Raw genomic sequence first — 19,842 nt, 5'->3', positions numbered from 1 at the left:
GCTCCCTCAATATGCTTTATCATCATTGAGTAAGATGGGGATAGAGACCACTTACGGGCCGTTTTTTATCGCTTATGAACGGCTACTTTTGATGCGCTTGCGGCGCGAATCTTGTGCTTTTTTGGGCGCGTGAGCGGCATTAGAAGCGGGTACTTCGAGCTTTGCTGCAAATCCAGCAATCTCTTTTCGAGTAATAAATTCACCGAGACGATTTTCAATCGCACAAAGGTTTTTAAAATCATCTCGAGAAACAAATGAAATAGCTTCGCCAGAAGCACCAGCACGACCAGTACGGCCAATTCGGTGCACATAATCATCTGCATCGTCGGGCAGATCGTAGTTAACCACCCGCTGCAAATCGTCAATATCAATTCCCCGTGCAGCAATACCCGTTGCCACCATAAAGTGAAGCTCGCCCGCCTTAAAATCGTCTAATAGTTGCGCACGGACAGCCTGACTTCTGCCGCTATGAATAGCCTCCGCTTTAATACCGCGCTTTTCCAGTTGACTGACTAACTTAGCCGCCCCACGTTTGGTTTCGATAAAGATCAACGCCTGCTGCCACTGGTTTCCGCTAATTAAATGACTGAGCAAGGCAGATTTATTTTCTTTATCCACAGTCACCAGCCACTGATCTATTTTAGGCATAGTGGTTGTATCGGGTGCGATCGCAATTTCAACCGCATTTTCAATTGCGGTTCTCGCTAAAAAGCGCACCTGATCGGAAAGCGTCGCTGAAAACAGTAGGTTCTGTCTTTTCAGTGGCAAACGTTCAACAATTTTATTAATATCGGCAATAAACCCCATATCGAGCATGCGATCCGCTTCGTCGATCACCAGTACTTCTAACTCGTCAAAATGGATCGCTCTGCTGGTATACATATCCAATAATCGCCCGGGCGTTGCTACCAAAATATCAATGCCTTCTATGAGACGTTGTTTTTGCGGCTCGCCATCAACCCCACCATACATTGCCATCGACGTCAGATGCACATGTTTTCCATAAAGAGCGACATTAGCTTCAACCTGTATTGCCAGTTCGCGAGTAGGTGTCAAAATCAATGCCCGGATCCGTTTTGCACGCACTGCTGGCGCATCAAGTAAATTTTGCAAAATAGGCAGCACAAAACTGGCTGTTTTACCTGTCCCTGTCTGCGCAGCAGCAATTAGATCCTTACCTGCCAAAATGACTGGGATCGCTTGTTGTTGAATAGGGGTCGGGATCAGGTAGCCCTGTTCGGCTACAGCTTTTACAATCGGATCGCTTAATCCAAGGGTGGAAAATGGCATTTTAAATCTCTGGCTTATAATAAATAAAGGAAAGTTAAGGCGACAGGCAATAACAACAAAATAGATTCCATCATTCTAACACGAAGCAAGACGATCTGGGATCCCCTCTGTACAGTAAATTAATGATTTCAGTTTCCCTATTGCCCACACGTGTTTCGCCATTGACAGAGCAGTGAGAGATTTAATCGCAGACAAAAATCGAGTTAGCGTCATAACCGATTCTAATAACAAGGAAAAAAGGAGAGCACTTTTTAGCAACATGTAAGCTCTCCTGATTATTTTTACACTAGCACTTTTCAGCACCTTTACTACTGCGCTGTGCCGCTTTTAATGCTTGTTTTTTGCTGCGATTTTTTTCCTGATGCGTCATTACATCTGAGCCAATATGCACTTCACCTCGCTCACTGGCCAAGCGAATCTGCTTTTCACGTTGTGCAAAACGGCTCTTTTGCAAATCGCTCAGCTGATCGTAACAGTGGTGACACGCGATCCCCTCGCTATATTTTTCTGAGCGCTTATCTTGCTCGGTAATCGGTAAACGGCAACCGTGACATTGGTCGTACAAGCCCTTTTCCAACTGATGGTTTAGGGAAACCCGATTGTCAAAAACAAAGCATTCTCCTTGCCACAGAGTGTCCTCTTCAGGCACCTCTTCAAGGTATTTAAGTACGCCTCCCTGAAGATGATAAACCTCATCAAATCCTTGCTCTTTAAGATATGCCGTCGATTTTTCGCAGCGAATCCCTCCGGTACAAAACATCGCTACTTTTTTATGTTTTTCAGGGTCGAGATGGTCTTTCACATATTGCGGAAACTCTCTGAAATTCGTTGTATGAGGATTCACTGCATTTTTAAAAGTGCCAATGCTTACCTCATAATCATTACGCGTATCAACTAATAACACCTCTGGATCGCTAATTAATGCATTCCAGTCTTTTGCTTTCACATAACTGCCGACCACTTTTTGTGGATCTATCCCCTCGATCCCCATGGTGACAATCTCTTTTTTAAGTTTCACTTTAGTACGATAAAAGGGATTTTCCGGAGTAAATGATTCTTTGCTAGTTAAAGCACTTAATAGTGGATTGGATTTTAACCAAGCAATTAGATTATCGACTTCCTCCCGACTACCGGCGACCGTGCCGTTGATCCCTTCACTGGCGAGTAATAACGTCCCTTTAATATTATTGGCTTGCATCACGCGGAGTAACTGCGGCTGAATTTCTAAGTAGTTGTTTAATGTAACAAAGCGGTATAACGCGCAGACAACTGTATTTGACATGTTTTTTTCCTCTGAGCTAACTGAAACGTAAATCCAGCGCTACTATTAATCGAGGGGGTATTATACGAAGCTAAATAAAGGTCGCAATCAATATTTTTAACAAAAATTTAACATGCGATTAGTGGAGATTCAGAAGTAAATAAAGATAAGTGACAGTTACTACTCGCGGCTTTATTTTCAAGGCGCAAGCCCGCTACAATCCCCAGCTGATTTGATCAACTCGAAATAGCAGCATGCTTTTGAACTGCAGTCATTATTTAGCGCTGCTGCCACCCGCTAAATTGAGAATTTTCAATGCTTCACAAAAAATAGCATCTATCTTGTCGGTATTAGCTATGTTGTCCGGTAATGCGTTTTGATCCGCTTCTACCCCCTTAATGATATCTTCAATAAGGCCGGTTTTTTCTCGCTCTAAACGCTGTAACAAAGCGGTTAATATATACACACATGCTTCTATTTTTGGGTTTTCCATCTTCACACTCTCTCTATAATTAAATTCACTAACCGATAAGGTAGATCTTTATTTTTTTAAGGGCGCGCCAACAATGTGGGTACTGCAATCACATGTCACCTCAAGCGGCTTTATCAGGCACTAGCTCGGATCCTAGAATAAGGCGTAACATGAGTATAGGTTTTAATTTTAAAGATAGTAATCCCTCCCACCTATGATTGCGATGGCAACGCCTTAACAAGATAAATTTATATTGGGTAAAAAGAGTATCGTATTCATACCATTAAGCGGCACAACATTAGTGATATAACCCTATAAAAACAAGGTGTTGTTAATTACATCCAAAACGAAAAAAGGAAAAAAGGAAAAAAGGAAAAATTATGAACAATCTATAATTTTAAATATACCGCTTTTTCTATCCCTATGAGATAATCGGAGGATGAGAATATATACCCGAATACATAAAGCGCCGGTTCGTGTTCTGCGTATCAGCAGACGACGTTTTTGGCTGCGCGTAAGACGTGAATTGCTGATTTTAAAAAGTGCATTGACACAGGAAAAACAAGAAACCAAAGAGATGCTGGCCATCTACAAACGTTATACGAAAAAGCAGGCAAGCGCCGAGGAGCTTCGCGAAGCGAATAAACAATTTGCGGACATATTGAAAGGACTCGGATTAGGTATGTTTGCTATTTTACCTTTAGCCCCTATCACGATACCGTTAATCGTCTGGCTCGGTAAAGTCGTCGGTGTAGATGTGCTGCCCAGCGCATTTAACGCAGGTTCGACAAAAACAGAAAAAAAAGATAAAGATTAATTACCCCCCACCCTGTAACACCCTTTACCTACAAATTTTATTATCCTATTTATACTATGATCACTTTTCAGCCACCGACGATCGTAAGATCTAAAAAATATTACGCTATGCTTGTCATACCCATGCAAAAAGTCGCTCTGTAGTTTGCTAAAAATTGTACTGAGGAAAGAGAAAATGCCTAAACGGAGCAAGCAGACCGCTGTGCAAAGCGATCAAAATAAGCTCGGTACTTTCGCAGGTGTCTTTACGCCGAGCATTTTAACCATACTCGGCATAATTCTATTTCTACGTCTCGGTTACCTGGTTGGCTCTGGGGGCTTACTACAGACATTACTAATTATTTTGATTGCTTACACGATCACAATATTGACTAGCATCTCACTATCGGCGATCGCCACCAATCTAAAAGTCCGCGGTGGGGGAGATTATTATCTAATATCACGAACATTGGGGATAGAATTTGGTGGCGCTCTGGGCCTAGTACTATTTTTTGCACAATCAATCTCAATCGGTTTTTACTGCATCGGTTTTGGCGAAGTGGTTGCAGGAATGTTCCCGATAGCCCACGGGATGGCGCAGATCATCGCGCTTGCTGCTATTGCTGTATTATTTTTCTTAGCATGGCGAGGCGCGGATTGGGCTACCCGTTTTCAGTATGCTGTCATGACGATCCTCTGTTTAGCGCTGATCTCCTTTTTTATCGGGGGGCTACAACATTGGGATAGTACACTGCTACAGGAAAATTTACTCTCCAGATCAGAAAGTCCGCCTTTCTGGCTACTATTTGCACTTTTTTTCCCCGCCGTTACCGGATTCACTCAAGGAGTCAGTATGTCTGGCGACCTGCGTTCGCCAAGTCAAAGCTTGCCACGAGGGACCTTTCTTGCGGTGAGTATTTCGCTACTTATCTATTTGCTCGCGGCACTATTTTTTGCTGCAAGCCTACCGCAACCATTATTAGTCAGTGATTATTCGGCAATGAATCGAGTCGCTTGGCTACCTAACTTTATTTTTGCTGGCGTCTGTGCTGCCACTTTATCTTCTGCGATGGCCTCTTTTCTGGGGGCTCCACGTATTCTACAATCATTGGCCAGTGATAAAATTTTTCCACTGTTAACACCGTTTGCTAAAGGGGCTGGCCTTTCCAATAACCCCCAACGAGGGGTATTATTGGCTGCCGCTATAGCATTACTTACTGTTGCCCTAGGCAATCTAAACTTGATAGCGAGTATTGTCGCTATGTTCTTTCTTATTTCCTATGGGCTGCTTAATTACGCTACCTATTTTGAAGCCCGATCAGCCAGTCCCTCTTTTCGTCCCCGTTTTAAATGGTTTCATAAATATGCCAGCCTAGCAGGCGCGATTATCTGCTTACTCGCCATGTTAGCTATTAACTGGGAATCGGGCGCACTGGCCGTTGCTTTGATTTTTGGCCTTTACCAATATCTACAACGCACCGTTAAGCAAAGTCGGTGGGCCGATGGTCGCCGCTCTTACCACTTGCAACAAGTGCGCGAGCATCTACTACAGATTTCACTAGAATTAGAGCATCCCCGCGATTGGCGGCCACAAATACTCGCTTTTTCGAGTAGTAAAGAGCGGCGAGAGCGACTACTCAAATTTTCTTCTTGGCTCGTAGCAGGTAGTGGCCTGACAACCCTGGTACATATATTGGAAAAGAGAAAATCAGAAAAAGTCGCAGCAGAAAATGAGCTTTACGAGGACATAGCCGCCAGCGGTGTACAAGCTTTTCCACTGGTGGTCAATGCACCGTCTCTTGCGATCGGCAGTGAATTATTACTACAATCTTTTGGTGTTGGTCCATTAAAAGCAAATACCATCTTAATCAATTATCTAGGTACCTATGCCCAACACTTTTTTAGCCAACAGCTGAAAAGCTTTGGCAAAAATCTGCATGCCGCATTACGCCTTGGTTATAATATAGTCATCCTCGATGCCAAGGAAGATGAGTGGCATCAACTTGAGCTACAGCCAGCTGATCAACGTCGCATTGATATCTGGTATATCCCCGGAAACAGCGGTTCACTGATGCTGCTACAGGCCCACCTGATTACCCGAGCCCCTTTTTGGGATCAAGCTGATTTACGGGTACTGAGTGCCCCTCATGGCAATAATAAAGGCGCGTTACAGGCCTTGCAAGATGAGTTAGAGGAGAGCCGCATTGATGCACAAGCGATGATTGTTAAAGATTTTAGCCGCGCTACTATCCGCCATTATTCGAAGGATGCCAGCTTAGTTTTATTGCCATTAACACTACAAGCCGAGCAGCTTGTAGACTGCTCAGGGCTCCCGGTAGCAGATCTCCTTGCAGAGCTTCCTCTTGTCGCTCTGGTTATCGCTGTGCAAAAGATTGATCTCGATGCTGAACCGGAGCAAGGTATTGCCGGTTTACTGGCAGAGGCGCAGGACAAATTAAATGCAGCACACACAAGCGCTAAACAAGCAGAAGAGGAGGTAAAGAATGAAAATATAGCCATCGAAGCAAGCCTAAAAGCGCTACTAAAAACACCACTGCATGGCGACGATGAAGATCGGAATACTATCTATGCTCAGTTAGCGAAGATCCGCCAAAAACTAGATAGTGCAACTCGCCGCTCCGCTAAAGCAGAAACAAAGCAAGAATTATATAAGCAACAACTCGAACGATTACAAAAACAATGTCACCTCACTAATGGTGACATTAAAAAGACTGCAAACGGAGAAGACAACAAAGAAAGTTAAGTAACCTCAGTTCGGGGTTAGCAAATCGATATCGTACAGCTATTCCCGTGTACTTCTGCGCTAAAGCATTACGTTTCAAGAAGGGGCGAATGATCTGATTACCCCCCTCTTTATTAACTTTCAAATGAAAGTTTATCAGCGAAAGCGCCATGCCAGTCCTTGCTGAACTGATCAACTGCAGGTTGTACTGCCGGATGGGCAAACATCTGTGCGGCCACTTCGACAGGCAGTGTAATTGCGCCGATCCCCAGCTTCATAACCTCCAACGCTTGCTGGGTGTTTTTAAAACTTGCCGCTAATATCTTAGTCGGTAACCGATGTTGATTTATCAAATGCTGTAGATCAGCAACAACGCCAACACCATCGGCGCCCATTGTATCAATACGATTGACATAGGGAGCAAGGTAATCAGCCCCGCATAATGCAGCCAGAAAACCTTGTTGAGCAGAATATATCGCTGTTGCAAGCACGACAATCCCCTCTTGTTTTATTTGCTTAATAGCAGCTAAGCCAACCTCAGTCGCGGGCACTTTAACAACCATGTCATAAGGCAACTGATTGATTTTTTTAGCTTCCTCAACCATGCCTTCAACAGTGGTACTGACTACCTGCGCAAAAAAACGCGCATTGGGCCCCATTATCTCTGCTAATGAAGCAAGTAGATCTCTCAGACCGGTGAGAGACTTGGCAAGAATAGTCGGATTAGTAGTCACTCCTTTTAATGGTAGGCATTGCTTGAATCGAGCTACTTGTTCGATATCTGCGGTATCAAGATACAGTTCAATCATCGTTATTACTCCGTGGGTTTATGAGGTAGCAAAACTATAACGATTAAAAAGCACCTACCACTTGATCTATATCAAAGCAGGTTTCGTATGTAAGTATTATTGTTTCACTTATCGAAACTTTAAAGTTTCATTTGAGGTGACCATGTATTTTGATATTCAACGATTTTCTACCCATGATGGTGATGGCATCCGTTCTATCTTGTTTTTGAAGGGATGTAGCCTTGCCTGCCCATGGTGTCAAAATCCAGAAAGCCGCAGTGAAAAGCGTTCATTATTATTCGATCAGCGTCTCTGCTTACAAGACTGCCAAGCATGCCAAAAAGAGACAAATACAATTACCCGCAATAAAGAAGGTCTGATAGTCATCGATCGTTTAGCTATTGATGAAAAAGTATTAGACAGCTTAACGCAATGCTGCCCAACACAAGCGCTCTCTGTTTGCGGAAAAGAGACACAACAAGATATTCTCTTTGAGACGCTATTAAAAGACAAAGCCTTTTATATTCAAAGTGGTGGTGGTGTAACATTTTCAGGTGGGGAACCGCTAATGCAGCCAGAATTGGTTGAGAATATAGCCAAAAGAATGCATCAACAAGGAATCAATACGGCCATTGAAACCTGTATGCATGTGCCATGGAAAAATATTGAACGGGTTCTCCCGTATATTGATTGCTGGTTAACGGACTTAAAACACACCGATCAACAAAAATTTCAAGAGTGGGCAAAAGGCTCTCTATCCCGTATACAAAAGAACTTTCAACAACTCGCATTACACGCTAAACGCATTGTGATCCGCATTCCTATCGTGCCAGGTTTTAATGATACGGAGCAAGAATTACACGCGATCATTGATTTTGCAGTTTCACTTAAAGCTTGCTGTGAACTTCATCTATTGCCCTATCACACGTTAGGCATCAATAAATATGACTTACTTGATATGCCTTATCACTGTGCCGACAAGCCATTAGACAACCCTGTATTACTTATCAATGCACAAGAATATGCACAAAACCATCCACAGAGTGTGCAAAAGCTTACCGTTACTATTAGAGGTTAACCAAAATGAATCTTAATTACTTAGCAAAACGTATTAGTGCTCATAAGCTTCAGCTGATTAATATCCTTACACCGCCAATTTGTACTGAGCGGGCGCAGGCCTATACCCATATTTATCAACAACATGAAGATAAACCGGTGATTGTGCAGCGCGCTTTTGCATTACAAGCACATTTACAAACACGCACCCTTTGGATAAAGCATGACGAGTTGATTATCGGTAATCAAGCCAGTAAAGTCCGTGCTGCACCTATTTTCCCTGAATACACAGTACGTTGGCTTGATGCGGAAATTGATGATTTAGCGGAGCGGCCGGGAGCTGGATTTTCAGTAAGCGAAGAGGATAAAAAAAACATCCATCAACTGGCGCCATACTGGCGAGGTAAAACGGTGCAGGATCGTTGTTACGGTTTGTTTACTGATGAACAACAAGCGCTGCTCGCATCAACCATTATCAAAGCAGAGGGCAATATGACCTCTGGCGACGCACACCTAGCGGTGGATAATGAAAAAATATTACGTATTGGTCTTACTGGTTTAATTGATGAAGTGCGTGCACACCGCGCCAATATCGATCTTGCCGATTATGAAGATTTAAAACGTGAACAATTTTTAAAATCGGTTGAAATTGTGCTCTTAGCCGTACAACAACATATTATTGATTATGCCAACCTTGCAGATACAATGGCGACGCAAGAGACACGTCCAGAGCGAGTTAAAGAGCTGCAAACTATGGCCGCTAATTGCCGTTTAATTGCATTTAATAAACCCGAGTCTTTTTGGCAGGCTTTGCAGTTATGTTATTTTGTGCAGCTTATATTGCAAATTGAATCAAATGGACATTCAGTTTCATTTGGGCGAATGGATCAATACCTGCACAGTTTCTATCAGCAAGACGTTGAAACAGATAAAACAATCACTAGAGCGTTTGCACTTGAACTGTTACAAAGCTGTTGGTTGAAATTACTGGAAGTGAATAAGATCCGCTCTGGTGCCCATTCAAAAGCCTCCGCAGGCAGTCCACTTTACCAAAACGTCACTATTGGCGGGCAAAAATTAGCGCAGGATGGCACCCCTTGCGATGCGGTAAACTCGTTATCTTGGGCAATTCTTGAATCTTGTGGGCAATTACGCTCAACCCAACCCAACTTAAGCGTGCGTTACCATGAAGGCTTAGATCAGCCGTTCTTAATGGCCTGCATTGAAGTGATTAAATGTGGATTTGGTATGCCTGCATTTAATAACGATCAGATTGTGATCCCCGAATTCATTAAATTAGGCGTTGAAAAACAAGACGCTTATAACTACTCTGCGATTGGCTGTATTGAAACAGCGGTGCCGGGTAAATGGGGATACCGCTGCACAGGCATGAGTTTTATCAATTTTGCACGTATTTTATTAGCGGCACTAGATGAAGGTCGTGATGCAACATCAGGCAAGGTTTTCTTGGCATCAGAAAAGTCATTAGCAAAAGGTAATTTTACAGACTTTGAGCAAATCATGGCAGCATGGACCGAGCAGATTAGTTACTTCACGCGTAAATCTATTGAGATTGATTGCGTAGTCGATTCTGTGCTCGAGCAACAAGTACAGGATATATTCTGCTCTTCCTTGGTAGATGATTGCTTAAGCCGTGGTAAAACGGCTAAAGAAGGCGGGGCAAAATATGATTGGGTATCCGGTTTACAGGTCGGCATTGCCAATTTGGGCAACAGCCTAGTAGCGATTAAGCATCTCGTTTTTGATCACCCTAAAATTACCCAACCAGAATTAGCGCAGGCATTAGCGAACAATTACGCAACATCTGAAGGTGAGCGACTACGTCAGCGTTTATTAAATTTTGCGCCGAAATACGGCAATGATGATGACGCGGTGGATCAACTTATCACTATTGCCTATAACGCCTACATTGATGAGTTGTCAAAATTCCACAATACCCGTTATGGACGCGGCCCGATAGGCGGTAAATACTATGCGGGTACATCGAGTATCTCTGCAAATGTGCCCTTTGGCGCAGCGACAATGGCCACTCCCGATGGGCGTAAAGCAGCCTCACCATTAGCTGAAGGCGCAAGTCCCGCTTCGGGTTCGGACAGATTAGGGCCAACAGCGGTGTATAATTCCGTTGCCAAAATGCCGGTAAATAAGATCCTCGGAGGCGTACTGCTTAATCAAAAACTGACCCCCGCTACCATTGAAAGTGAAGGCGATATGCTGAAGTTATCGATGCTCATTCGCACATTCTTTAATCACCATAAAGGTTGGCATGTGCAGTATAATATAGTCTCACGAGAGACCCTGCTAGCCGCTAAAGCGAATCCAGAATTGTATCGTGATTTGGTGGTCAGGGTGGCGGGATACTCAGCCTTTTTCACGGCATTATCACCCGATGCACAAGACGATATTATTGCTCGCACTGAGCATAACTTGTAAGATGTCAGGCTTTCACTGCAGTTTCACCTGAAACCAAGCTGAAAGCCTATTCATCACAGGATTGTTTATGAACCCCAGACACAGCGAAATAGTACAGTTAGTCAATCAACAAAAGCGCGTGATGGTCTCAGAGCTTTCTGTTTATACGGGCGTATCAGAGGTCACTATTCGTCAGGATCTCAATCAACTGGAAAAAGAGGGTTACCTAAAACGGGTGCATGGTGCTGCTATGTCATTACAAAGTGATGATCTCCGTGACCGCATGGCGGTACGTTTTGATGCTAAACAAAAGCTAGCGGAACGCGCCGCGCAACTGGTTAAGTTCGCTGAAACCGTGATCATTGAAGGTGGCAGTGCGAACGCTTTATTAGCACAGGTATTAGCAGCACGCGGTGATGTCACTATTATCACACCAAGTGCCTATATTGCACATCTCATTCGCCATTCAAAAGCCAATATCATTCTACTCGGCGGTGTTTATCAGCATCAGGGAGAAAGTTTAGTGGGATCGCTGACCACTTTATGTATTGAACATATCCATTTCAGCAGTGCATTTTTAGGTATCGATGGCTACCATCAAGATACGGGATTTACCAGTCGAGACATGATGCGCGCTGATGTTGCCAAAGCCATATTAGCTAAAAAAAGACGTAATATTGTGCTCACCGACGCCAGTAAATTTGGTCAAATTTTTCCAACGAGCTTAGGGAATGGTCAGGAAATTTCAGTGCTGGTTACCAATAAAGATGCCCCACAGCATGATATTGACGTTTTACGTACACAAGGTGTGGAAATATTCTTAGAATAAGCGTTATAACGCGGGTAGAGAAAAATAACCCTCAATCTAAGTTAAGAATAAGGATTATTATTTGCCGTCTAGAGAGTTACGATAGCCATCGCAGCCATAGGCTTCAATACTAGCGAATCAAGCATGTTCAACAAGTGCAACTTCTGGTGCAACAAATTCCATATGATGTGCGACGGCGACACTTTCACATGTCAACTTTCCGTTAATCACATTAAGGCCGTTTAATAAACCTTGATCATTTAATAGCGCAGCTAGGTAACCTAGATTTGCTAGTTTAATGATATAAGGCAACGTTGCATTATTAAGTGCGAAAGTTGAAGTACGCGCAACTGCACCCGGCATATTAGCGACACAATAATGAACCACTTCATCGACAATGTAGGTTGGATCTTGGTGAGTCGTTGCATGCGAGGTTTCAAAGCAACCACCTTGGTCAATCGCAACATCGACAATTGCTGAGCCAGCTCTCATTTTTGCGATATGCGCTTTAGTGATTAGTTTCGGTGCTGCAGCCCCCGGAATAAGCACCGCACCAATAACTAAATCGGCGGCTATTACTTCTTTTTCCAACACATCAGCTGTTGAATAAAGCACTTTAGCAGTGTTAGCAAATTGAATATTTAGGCTGCGTAATGTATCAATACTACGATCTAAAATAGTGACATCAGCACCGAGACCAACAGCCATTTGCGCCGCATTATTACCCACCATGCCACCACCAACAATAACAACTTTAGCAGGCTCAACACCGGGGACGCCGCCTAATAACATACCACTGCCTTGATTTGACTTTTCTAATGCTCGCGCTCCCGCTTGAATGGCCATTCGCCCAGCAACCTCAGACATCGGTGCTAATAGCGGCAATCCGCCCTTAGCATCTGTTACTGTTTCATAGGCAATACACACAGCTTTAGAATCAATCAGATCCTGTGTTTGTGGCAAATCAGGTGCCAAGTGTAAGTAAGTAAATAAAATTTGTCCTTCACGCAACATTGCACGTTCTGTCGCTTGTGGTTCTTTCACTTTAACAATCATTTCCGCTTTAGCAAAAATAGTTGCAGCTTCATTTTCAATACTCGCGCCGGCTGTAATATAGTCTTGATCATTAAAACCAATCCCCATTCCGGCATTTGTTTCAACAATAATATCATGACCGTTTTGCACTAGTTCACGGACACTCGCAGGGACCATACCAACACGATATTCGTGATTTTTAATTTCTTTAGGTACACCGATAAGCATAATTATTTCCCTTAAATTGATCATTAGTTGTTGATTAGACGTTTGTGACTAAATACCCATTTAGTGGATAAAGTATAAAATATTTGCTACAGTTTTTTTGCCACTATTTTTCTGTTTTGCATACAAAACTTAGTTTATAATTCTGTTTAATGCATTAATTTAGATGATAAAACTACACGCGAAAGGATAGCAAGTTGATCTCACTAGACAGAATAGATCGTAATATATTACAGGAACTGCAAAAACAGGGGCGGATCTCTAATGTTGAATTATCTAAAAGAGTCGGGTTAAGCCCAACACCTTGTTTAGAAAGGGTTAAACGCCTGGAAAAAAATGCGGTTATTAAATCTTATACAGCATTACTTGATCCTCATTACTTAAATGCATCACTGTTAGTTTATATTGAAATCACGCTGAAGCGTGCTAATCCAGATGTCTTTGAACGCTTTAACAAAGCAGCCAACCAACTGGATGAAATTTTAGAGTGTCATTTGGTTTCAGGTGATTTTGATTATTTATTAAAAACGCGGGTAGCCGATATGTCCGCATATCGCAAAGTGCTCAGTCAAACCTTGCTTGCACTGCCGAATATAAAGGAGTCACGAACTTACGTGGTAATGGAAGAGGTTAAATGTTTAACCTCTATTAATATTATGCACCCATAACACTTCAACGCGCTGTATCAGGACTCAGCGAGGTGTTCAGTAAAGGGCTTTCTAGGTAAGCCCAAATTCGACTCCTCTGCGCTGTTATAAAATGTCAATCTTGAAACACGATACTTCAATTTTATTCCTATCACCTAAGTACACAATTTGTCTTGCTGATTGTGTACTTTAAAGCAACAAGAGTATAAATGGCTAAGGGAATAAAAAAGTCAATGGCCACAATAAGCAGGCATCTTTTAATCGTGGAGCTTATTTTTTAGCTTGCGTAAACAAGTTGAAAAAGTTTTCCGTGGTTGTTTTTTCCAACTCCGCGAATGAAACCCCTTTTAAATCGGCAACAAACTGCGCGACATCACGCGTGTAAGCAGGTTCATTTTCCTGACCGCGATGGGGCACCGGCGCTAAATAGGGTGAATCTGTTTCAACTAATAAACGATTCAACGGAATGGCTTTAATCACCGCTTGCAGCGCTTTGGCATTTTTGAAAGTGACGATACCGGAAACCGAGATATAAAAACCCATCTCCATTGCCGCCTGCGCCATCTCTAAAGATTCAGTAAAACAGTGTAAAACACCACCCACCTGCTCAGCCCCCTCTTCACGCAAAATAGTCAATGTTTCTTCTCGCGCATCGCGGGTATGGACTATCAGCGGTTTATTAACCAATTTAGCAACACGAACTTGTGCGCGAAAAGAGGCTTCTTGCTGCGCTTTATTATCAGGAGAATAGAAAAAATCAAGCCCCGTCTCGCCAACGGCGACCACATTTTTATGCTGTGCATATTCCAGTAATAAAGCTGAATCAACCGCTTCATCCTGATATAGAGGATGCATGCCAACGGAAGAGAATATTTGTGGGAAAGGGGCAATAAGTTGCGCCATGGCAGGATATTTTTTTAATTCTACGCAAACGCTAAGTAAATAATTGATTCCTTGCTGTGCGGCTTTACTCACAACATCCGCTAAATCTTTATGTCTATTTTTATAATCTAGGCCATCAAGATGGCAATGCGAGTCTACTAACATGTTGTATTTTCCTTAAATTCATTTTTTATTTTGATAAGTAGAGCATTAATTAACAACTCTTTTTTTAGCCCCGAATGATCAATTAGTAAGGTACGCGTATGCAGTAGTTCGGAGCACAAATAACGTAAACTTTTCAAGGTTACCTGCGACTGCCAAATTTTTAATTGTGGCAATGCAAAGGTATAAATAGCATCGTTATCAATCGCATCATCCGATAGTTTTAATTTATGTAAATCGTGGAGCAGATGAAAAAGTAGCTGTAACCGTTTTTCTACTGACTCTGCTAAAAAATGGCTAAAAGTAAACAAAGTTTCAGGCATATATAGAAGAGTAAAAAGCCCTTCAACACAGTTTTTCCGCTCATCCTGTTCACTTCCTTGCTGCACATTTTTCAGATGGTTTAACAAGGCGAGTGGACTATTTTGATATAAGCGCAACAGACCTTTATCTTCAACAACAAAACCCAAATCAGCAAGCCAAGCTAATAAGACTGAATCTTCCGGAGTATGAAGATGGGTATGTTGCACTCGACTTAGCATAGTCGGCATCAATTGATGATGGGTACGGGCCAATAAAATAATATAACTATTACCTTGTGGCTCTTCTAAAGTTTTAAGTAGCGCATTTGCAGCAGGAACAGTTAACAACTGTGCATTTTTTATAATCACTACTTTATTATCACCCAAGTTCGGGCGCTCATTGAGTATTGCTATTAAACTCCGCACCTGCTCAATACCGATTGTTTTATTTACTTCATTTTCCAAAAAGTGAAAATCTAAATGGTTATGCGCGAGAAACAAGTTACAAGAATGGCAGTGATAACAAGGTCCATCTGCTTGCTTATTACTGCACAACAGATATTGCGCAATCTTTTGTGCTTGCTTAAATATTCCAATGCCGGTACTGCCCGTTAGTAATAAACCATGAGCAAATCGTCCCGTCTGATAGGTGGCCACTAAATGTTCAAAAATAGGCGTTAACCACGGGGTGGAAACATCAGAAAATTGATTATTCATATCCACATCCATTATCAATTTAAACTCGCTAGCCAGTTATCTAATTGTGTAAAAATCGCTTTTTCAACAAGCAATGGCGTTTGTGAAGCGTCAATAGTAAAAGCATTTTGATCCTTGGCAACCAAATCCAGAAACACCGCACGTGTTCGTTGAAAAAAACTAATAGCTTGACGCTCAATACGGTCTAACTCCCCCCGCCCTCTTGCACGACTCAACCCCAGCTCAGGCTCAATATCTAAATAGAGTGTCAGATCAGCTGTAAAATCCCCCAGTGAAAGTTGTTTAAGCCCTTCAATAAGGGCCATATCAATACCGCGGCCTCCTCCTTGATAAGCAAGCGAAGAATAATTATGACGATCGCCGATCACGACTTTGCCGTCGGCTAAAGCAGGTTTAATAATATGTTCAACAAGCTGCACGCGTGCGGCGTACATTAGCAGAAGCTCCGCTTTATCTTGCAACGTCTCACCCTGCACCTCCATTTTTACAATATCTCGGATTCTTTCAGCCAGCTCGGTACCACCAGGCTCTCTTGTATAAACAATTTTTTCAGCGGGCATATTTTGTAATGCCAGCCATTTATCGATATAGGAGATGGCGGTACTTTTACCCGCGCCTTCGAGTCCTTCAATAACAATAAATTTATTTGCTAATTTTTTTAAAGCTGACATGGATTACTTTCCTAAAATACAATTATCACAGCGCAATTATACGCATTTAAAAGAAGAGGGAAACAACACACCTAAAGAAGAACGATTACATTCTGCATTATTCATAATGACCGCGATTATTATTCTGCGCCAAAATCCAATTTAAAAAGGCTTGATACTTCGGCCGAACCTCCTGTCCTTTTGAGCACATCAAATCATAACCCAGCCCCGCTTTAACAGAAGCAAAAGGGGTAATCAGTTCACCAGATTGAAGATAAGATTGAATAAGTTCAACACGTCCAATGGCAACCCCCATCCCTTGCCTAGCGGCTGTAATTGCCATTTCACCATGATTAAAGACATACTGCTTCTGCTGTGTATCGAGATCAATTTCATTCGCTTTCAGCCAAACAGACCATTCATGTGCAGGAGAAATAGTTTCAAGCGACTCAATACAATGAATAAATGTTACTTCTTTTAATTGCTCAATACCGTCCATTAAAGCAAATTTTTGGGCATACAAAGGAGTACAAACAGGCACTAATCTTTCTGAAAAAAGACGTAGGCAATGCAGGTCGGGATTAAATTCATTACCATAATAAATAGCCAAATCAACCGGCTCATACTTAAAATCGAGTTTGCTGGCTTTTATTCTGATTTTTACATTTAGATTGGGGTATTGCTGTTGAAAACTAGGCAGTCGCGGCATCAGCCATGCAAGAGCGAAGTTAGGAGATGCACCAATATACAACTCACCACGTAATTCATTAAAACGGATATCATCCAATTCCGAAAAAATTTGTGCAAAAGAGTCATTTAATGTGGCTAATAAACGCGCACCTTCAATGGTTAACTCTAAACGACGCGTTAGACGCACAAACACTAAAAAACCGAGATGTTTTTCAAGATTTTTAATCCTATGACTCACCGCCCCTTGCGTTAAACACAATTCTTCACCCGCTTTGGTAAAACTGAGAAAACGCGCCACGACACTGAAAGTATGCATATTGGCCAACAATGCCTGTTTATTATCCATCCGCCCCTCCTTTTTGTATAAAGCAGCAAAGTACAAATCTACTTAATATCAGAATATACATTAAAATTTTTAATAGATAGTGTTTTTTATTTCGTTTGCCTGACGACTTTATTGCGCATGTAATAGATGTGAGTTAACACACAACGAGGAGGTTATTATGAAAAACGGATTAAAGATTGCAGTTATCGGTGCAGGCTCTAGCTACACTCCCGAACTGATTGAAGGACTGTTAAAAAGAAAAGATGAATTACCAATCAGTGAACTATGGCTGGTTGATATCGAAGAAGGCAAAAAGAAAGTTGATATTATTGCCGCTCTTGCTAGGCGAATGATTAAAAAAGAAGGCGTTAAGATCAAAGTTGAAGTTACTTTAGATCGCCGCCTTGCTTTGCAAGATGCTGATTTTATTTGTTCACAATTTCGCGCTGGTTGCCTTGATGCTCGTGTCAAAGATGAACGCATCTCTCTAAAATACGGCATGATTGGACAAGAAACTAATGGCCTAGGCGGCTTTGCCAATGCCTGTCGTACCATTCCTATCGCACTTGAAATATGTAAAGAAATTGAAGAGTTATGCCCAAATGCTTGGCTACTCAACTTCACGAACCCATCAGGGATGGTCACTGAAGCTATTTTAAAACATAGTAAAGTAAAAGCGATTGGCTTATGTAACATCCCGGTTATTATGCAGAAAGGGATGGCTGCAATGCTTGATAGCGATGAAAAAGATATTATTATGCAGGTTGCGGGGATCAATCACTTTATCTGGGCACGGCAAGTATTACATAACGGTGAAAACAAACTCGAAAAAATTGTCGATAAGATTATTGCCGGTAACGATCAGCTTGTTCCAAGTAATATTCCTGCTTTTTCTTGGCCGGCTGAGTTATTAAAAAATATGGGCATGATCCCTTGTGCTTATTTACGTTATTACTATATGAGTCAAGATATTCTCGAGCAAGAGTTAGTCGAGGCAGAAGGCGAAGGAACACGCGGTGAAGTCGTTAAAGCAATGGAAAAACGGCTATTTGATATTTATAGTGATCCGCAAGTCAATACTAAGCCCAAAGAACTAGAAAAACGCGGGGGGCAATATTATTCTGAAGCCGCCTGTGAATTAATGACGTCTATTTATAACGACAAACGCACTATTATGCATGTCAATATACGTAATGATGGCGCGATTGCCGGTCTGCCCGATGACTGCGTAGTGGAAGTAAGTTCAATAATAACTAAAAGTGGTCCATTAGCGCTTAATGTTGCGCCATTTCCAAGCGACACTTTACGTCTACTGCAGCTCATGAAAGAGTTTGAAACACTGACCGTTGAAGCTGCCGTTAGCGGCGATCTGAATAAAGCTAAACGTGCACTTATTTTAAATCCACTGGTAAACACCGGCACTATTTTGGATCGTGCGCTGCGAGAAACTGTGCGCGAGAATATTGAATTAATGCCGCAGTTTGCACACATACTAAAATAAAATTTAAAAGGCGCATTAACGCTTATTGATAATGTGCCTCTTAAAATAAATAGGAAGTTACTTTCCTAAAATATATTTTTGCACGGCGCGATTATGTTCGACTAAATTTTTGGAAAAATAAGAACTCCCATCACCTTTGCTGACAAAATAGAGATAGTCAGTTTTAGCTGGATGCAACGTCGCATAGAGCGCGGCTTCGCTAGGCATGCAAATAGGTGTTGGCGGCAAGCCATTAATCCGATAAGTATTATAAGCAGTTTTCTCACGTAGATCCTTAGTGCGGATGCGCCCTTGGTAATTATCTCCCATTCCATAAATAACCGTCGGATCGGTTTGTAAACGAATGCCTTTTCGCAAACGGTTAATAAACACCGAGGCAATTTTGTCACGATCCACAGAGATACTGCTCTCTTTTTCAATAATAGAAGCCAAAATTAGCACTTCATAGGGGGTCTTTAATGGCAGATTTTTATCACGTTCAGCCCACAATGCATCTAAAGTCTGTAACTGTTGTAGATAAGCTCTTTCAATAATTTTAAATGCACTCATCTGCGCGTGGTAATGATAAGTTTCAGGAAGTAACAACCCTTCCAGTTTAGAATGTGGACTACCCAGCTGTTGTAATATTTCTTTTTCGCTATTCACTAAAGGGGCGAGCGCCTCAGCATTAGCGAGCGTTGCAAGCCACTCCCTAAATGTACTGCCTTCAACAAAAGTCACTTTAAACTGATATTCAATACCTTGATTCAAAATGGTGAACATATCTTCGAGATTGGCCCCCTCTTGAAACTGATAAGTGCCTGATTTTATTTTTGTAAATTCAGGATGCAATTTAGCGACGATTTTCCACCAGGTGAGATCATTAACAATTGCCTGTTCTTCAAGCTGATCGCCTAATAAATAAAAATTACTACCAGCGCTGACGGTAAATAACATGGTTTTATCGATACGAGAAATAGTCAGATAATTTTCTATTTTTTCCTGTACGAAAAAAATGCTCGTAAATATCAAACCTAGTAATATTAATATCGCTATTGATATTTTCTTGATCGTCATTTTA

The 19,842-nt window shown here is 42.0% G+C and carries 17 protein-coding genes; 7 read left to right on the top strand and 10 right to left on the bottom strand.

Annotated elements, in window-relative coordinates; translation table 11 throughout:
* Window positions 1–72: 72 nt before the first annotated feature.
* The 3 genes from KSO91_RS01735 to KSO91_RS01725 all read right to left on the bottom strand — a co-directional run bounded on the left by KSO91_RS01735 (window position 73) and on the right by KSO91_RS01725 (window position 3,044).
* Complete coding sequence (locus KSO91_RS01735; protein WP_238740723.1) at window positions 73–1,290, bottom strand: DEAD/DEAH box helicase; 1,218 nt, start codon at window positions 1,288–1,290, stop codon at window positions 73–75.
* Window positions 1,291–1,576: 286 nt separating this feature from the next.
* Window positions 1,577–2,572 (bottom strand): oxygen-dependent tRNA uridine(34) hydroxylase TrhO, encoded by a 996-nt coding sequence (gene trhO, locus KSO91_RS01730; protein ID WP_238740721.1) that lies wholly within the window; start codon window positions 2,570–2,572, stop codon window positions 1,577–1,579.
* A gap of 253 nt (window positions 2,573–2,825) precedes the next feature.
* Window positions 2,826–3,044, bottom strand: coding sequence for a hypothetical protein (locus KSO91_RS01725; protein ID WP_238740719.1), 219 nt, complete (start codon window positions 3,042–3,044; stop codon window positions 2,826–2,828).
* A 418-nt stretch (window positions 3,045–3,462) separates the two neighbouring features.
* On the opposite strand from KSO91_RS01725, the gene KSO91_RS01720 reads away from it, so the two are divergent.
* Window positions 3,463–3,840 carry a hypothetical protein gene (locus KSO91_RS01720; RefSeq protein WP_238740717.1) on the top strand — a complete coding sequence of 126 codons (378 nt, stop codon included), beginning with the start codon at window positions 3,463–3,465 and terminating at the stop codon, window positions 3,838–3,840.
* A gap of 174 nt (window positions 3,841–4,014) precedes the next feature.
* Window positions 4,015–6,582: an amino acid permease gene (locus KSO91_RS01715; protein ID WP_238740715.1), complete on the top strand. Its 2,568-nt coding sequence runs from the start codon at window positions 4,015–4,017 to the stop codon at window positions 6,580–6,582.
* Between the two features lie 113 nt (window positions 6,583–6,695).
* Here the strand turns inward: KSO91_RS01715 and KSO91_RS01710 are convergent, their stop codons facing one another.
* The gene (locus KSO91_RS01710; RefSeq protein ID WP_238740713.1) at window positions 6,696–7,370 is read right to left on the bottom strand and encodes a fructose-6-phosphate aldolase; all 675 of its coding nucleotides are present in this window, start codon (window positions 7,368–7,370) and stop codon (window positions 6,696–6,698) included.
* 142 nt (window positions 7,371–7,512) lie between these two features.
* Here KSO91_RS01710 and KSO91_RS01705 point away from each other — a divergent pair, with 142 nt between their 5' ends.
* The 3 genes from KSO91_RS01705 to KSO91_RS01695 all read left to right on the top strand — a co-directional run bounded on the left by KSO91_RS01705 (window position 7,513) and on the right by KSO91_RS01695 (window position 11,667).
* Window positions 7,513–8,427 carry a glycyl-radical enzyme activating protein gene (locus KSO91_RS01705; RefSeq protein ID WP_238740711.1) on the top strand — a complete coding sequence of 305 codons (915 nt, stop codon included), beginning with the start codon at window positions 7,513–7,515 and terminating at the stop codon, window positions 8,425–8,427.
* A 5-nt stretch (window positions 8,428–8,432) separates the two neighbouring features.
* Window positions 8,433–10,859 (top strand): formate C-acetyltransferase/glycerol dehydratase family glycyl radical enzyme, encoded by a 2,427-nt coding sequence (locus tag KSO91_RS01700; protein WP_238740709.1) that lies wholly within the window; start codon window positions 8,433–8,435, stop codon window positions 10,857–10,859.
* 67 nt (window positions 10,860–10,926) lie between these two features.
* Window positions 10,927–11,667, top strand: a complete 741-nt coding sequence (locus KSO91_RS01695) for a DeoR/GlpR family DNA-binding transcription regulator (RefSeq protein ID WP_238740707.1) — start codon at window positions 10,927–10,929, stop codon at window positions 11,665–11,667.
* A 117-nt stretch (window positions 11,668–11,784) separates the two neighbouring features.
* Here the strand turns inward: KSO91_RS01695 and ald are convergent, their stop codons facing one another.
* Window positions 11,785–12,909: an alanine dehydrogenase gene (ald, locus tag KSO91_RS01690; RefSeq protein ID WP_238740705.1), complete on the bottom strand. Its 1,125-nt coding sequence runs from the start codon at window positions 12,907–12,909 to the stop codon at window positions 11,785–11,787.
* Between the two features lie 197 nt (window positions 12,910–13,106).
* Here ald and lrp point away from each other — a divergent pair, with 197 nt between their 5' ends.
* Window positions 13,107–13,574 (top strand): leucine-responsive transcriptional regulator Lrp, encoded by a 468-nt coding sequence (gene lrp, locus KSO91_RS01685; RefSeq protein WP_476705449.1) that lies wholly within the window; start codon window positions 13,107–13,109, stop codon window positions 13,572–13,574.
* A gap of 249 nt (window positions 13,575–13,823) precedes the next feature.
* On the opposite strand, the gene KSO91_RS01680 is transcribed toward lrp, so the two are convergent.
* The 4 genes from KSO91_RS01680 to KSO91_RS01665 all read right to left on the bottom strand — a co-directional run bounded on the left by KSO91_RS01680 (window position 13,824) and on the right by KSO91_RS01665 (window position 17,302).
* Window positions 13,824–14,600, bottom strand: coding sequence for a TatD family hydrolase (locus KSO91_RS01680; RefSeq protein WP_238740701.1), 777 nt, complete (start codon window positions 14,598–14,600; stop codon window positions 13,824–13,826).
* Entirely contained in the window at window positions 14,594–15,616 is a 1,023-nt protein-coding gene (locus KSO91_RS01675; RefSeq protein WP_238740698.1) for a DNA polymerase III subunit, read from the bottom strand. Before KSO91_RS01675 ends, KSO91_RS01680 begins: the two co-directional genes overlap by 7 nt.
* Before the next feature lie 14 nt (window positions 15,617–15,630).
* Complete coding sequence (gene tmk, locus KSO91_RS01670; RefSeq protein ID WP_238740696.1) at window positions 15,631–16,287, bottom strand: dTMP kinase; 657 nt, start codon at window positions 16,285–16,287, stop codon at window positions 15,631–15,633.
* A gap of 97 nt (window positions 16,288–16,384) precedes the next feature.
* On the bottom strand, window positions 16,385–17,302 hold the full coding sequence (locus tag KSO91_RS01665) for a LysR substrate-binding domain-containing protein (protein WP_238740694.1): 918 nt from the start codon (window positions 17,300–17,302) through the stop codon (window positions 16,385–16,387).
* 157 nt (window positions 17,303–17,459) lie between these two features.
* On the opposite strand from KSO91_RS01665, the gene KSO91_RS01660 reads away from it, so the two are divergent.
* Window positions 17,460–18,782, top strand: coding sequence for a 6-phospho-beta-glucosidase (locus tag KSO91_RS01660; protein ID WP_238740692.1), 1,323 nt, complete (start codon window positions 17,460–17,462; stop codon window positions 18,780–18,782).
* A 57-nt stretch (window positions 18,783–18,839) separates the two neighbouring features.
* Here the strand turns inward: KSO91_RS01660 and mltG are convergent, their stop codons facing one another.
* Window positions 18,840–19,838 carry an endolytic transglycosylase MltG gene (gene mltG, locus KSO91_RS01655; protein ID WP_238740690.1) on the bottom strand — a complete coding sequence of 333 codons (999 nt, stop codon included), beginning with the start codon at window positions 19,836–19,838 and terminating at the stop codon, window positions 18,840–18,842.
* Window positions 19,839–19,842: the final 4 nt, after the last annotated feature.

The sequence above is a fragment of the Psychromonas antarctica genome (assembly GCF_022267535.1).
GTDB lineage: Bacteria > Pseudomonadota > Gammaproteobacteria > Enterobacterales > Psychromonadaceae > Psychromonas > Psychromonas antarctica.
The sequence above is the reverse complement of the archived record's forward strand: the minus strand, read 5'-3'. Positions and strand labels throughout refer to the sequence as shown.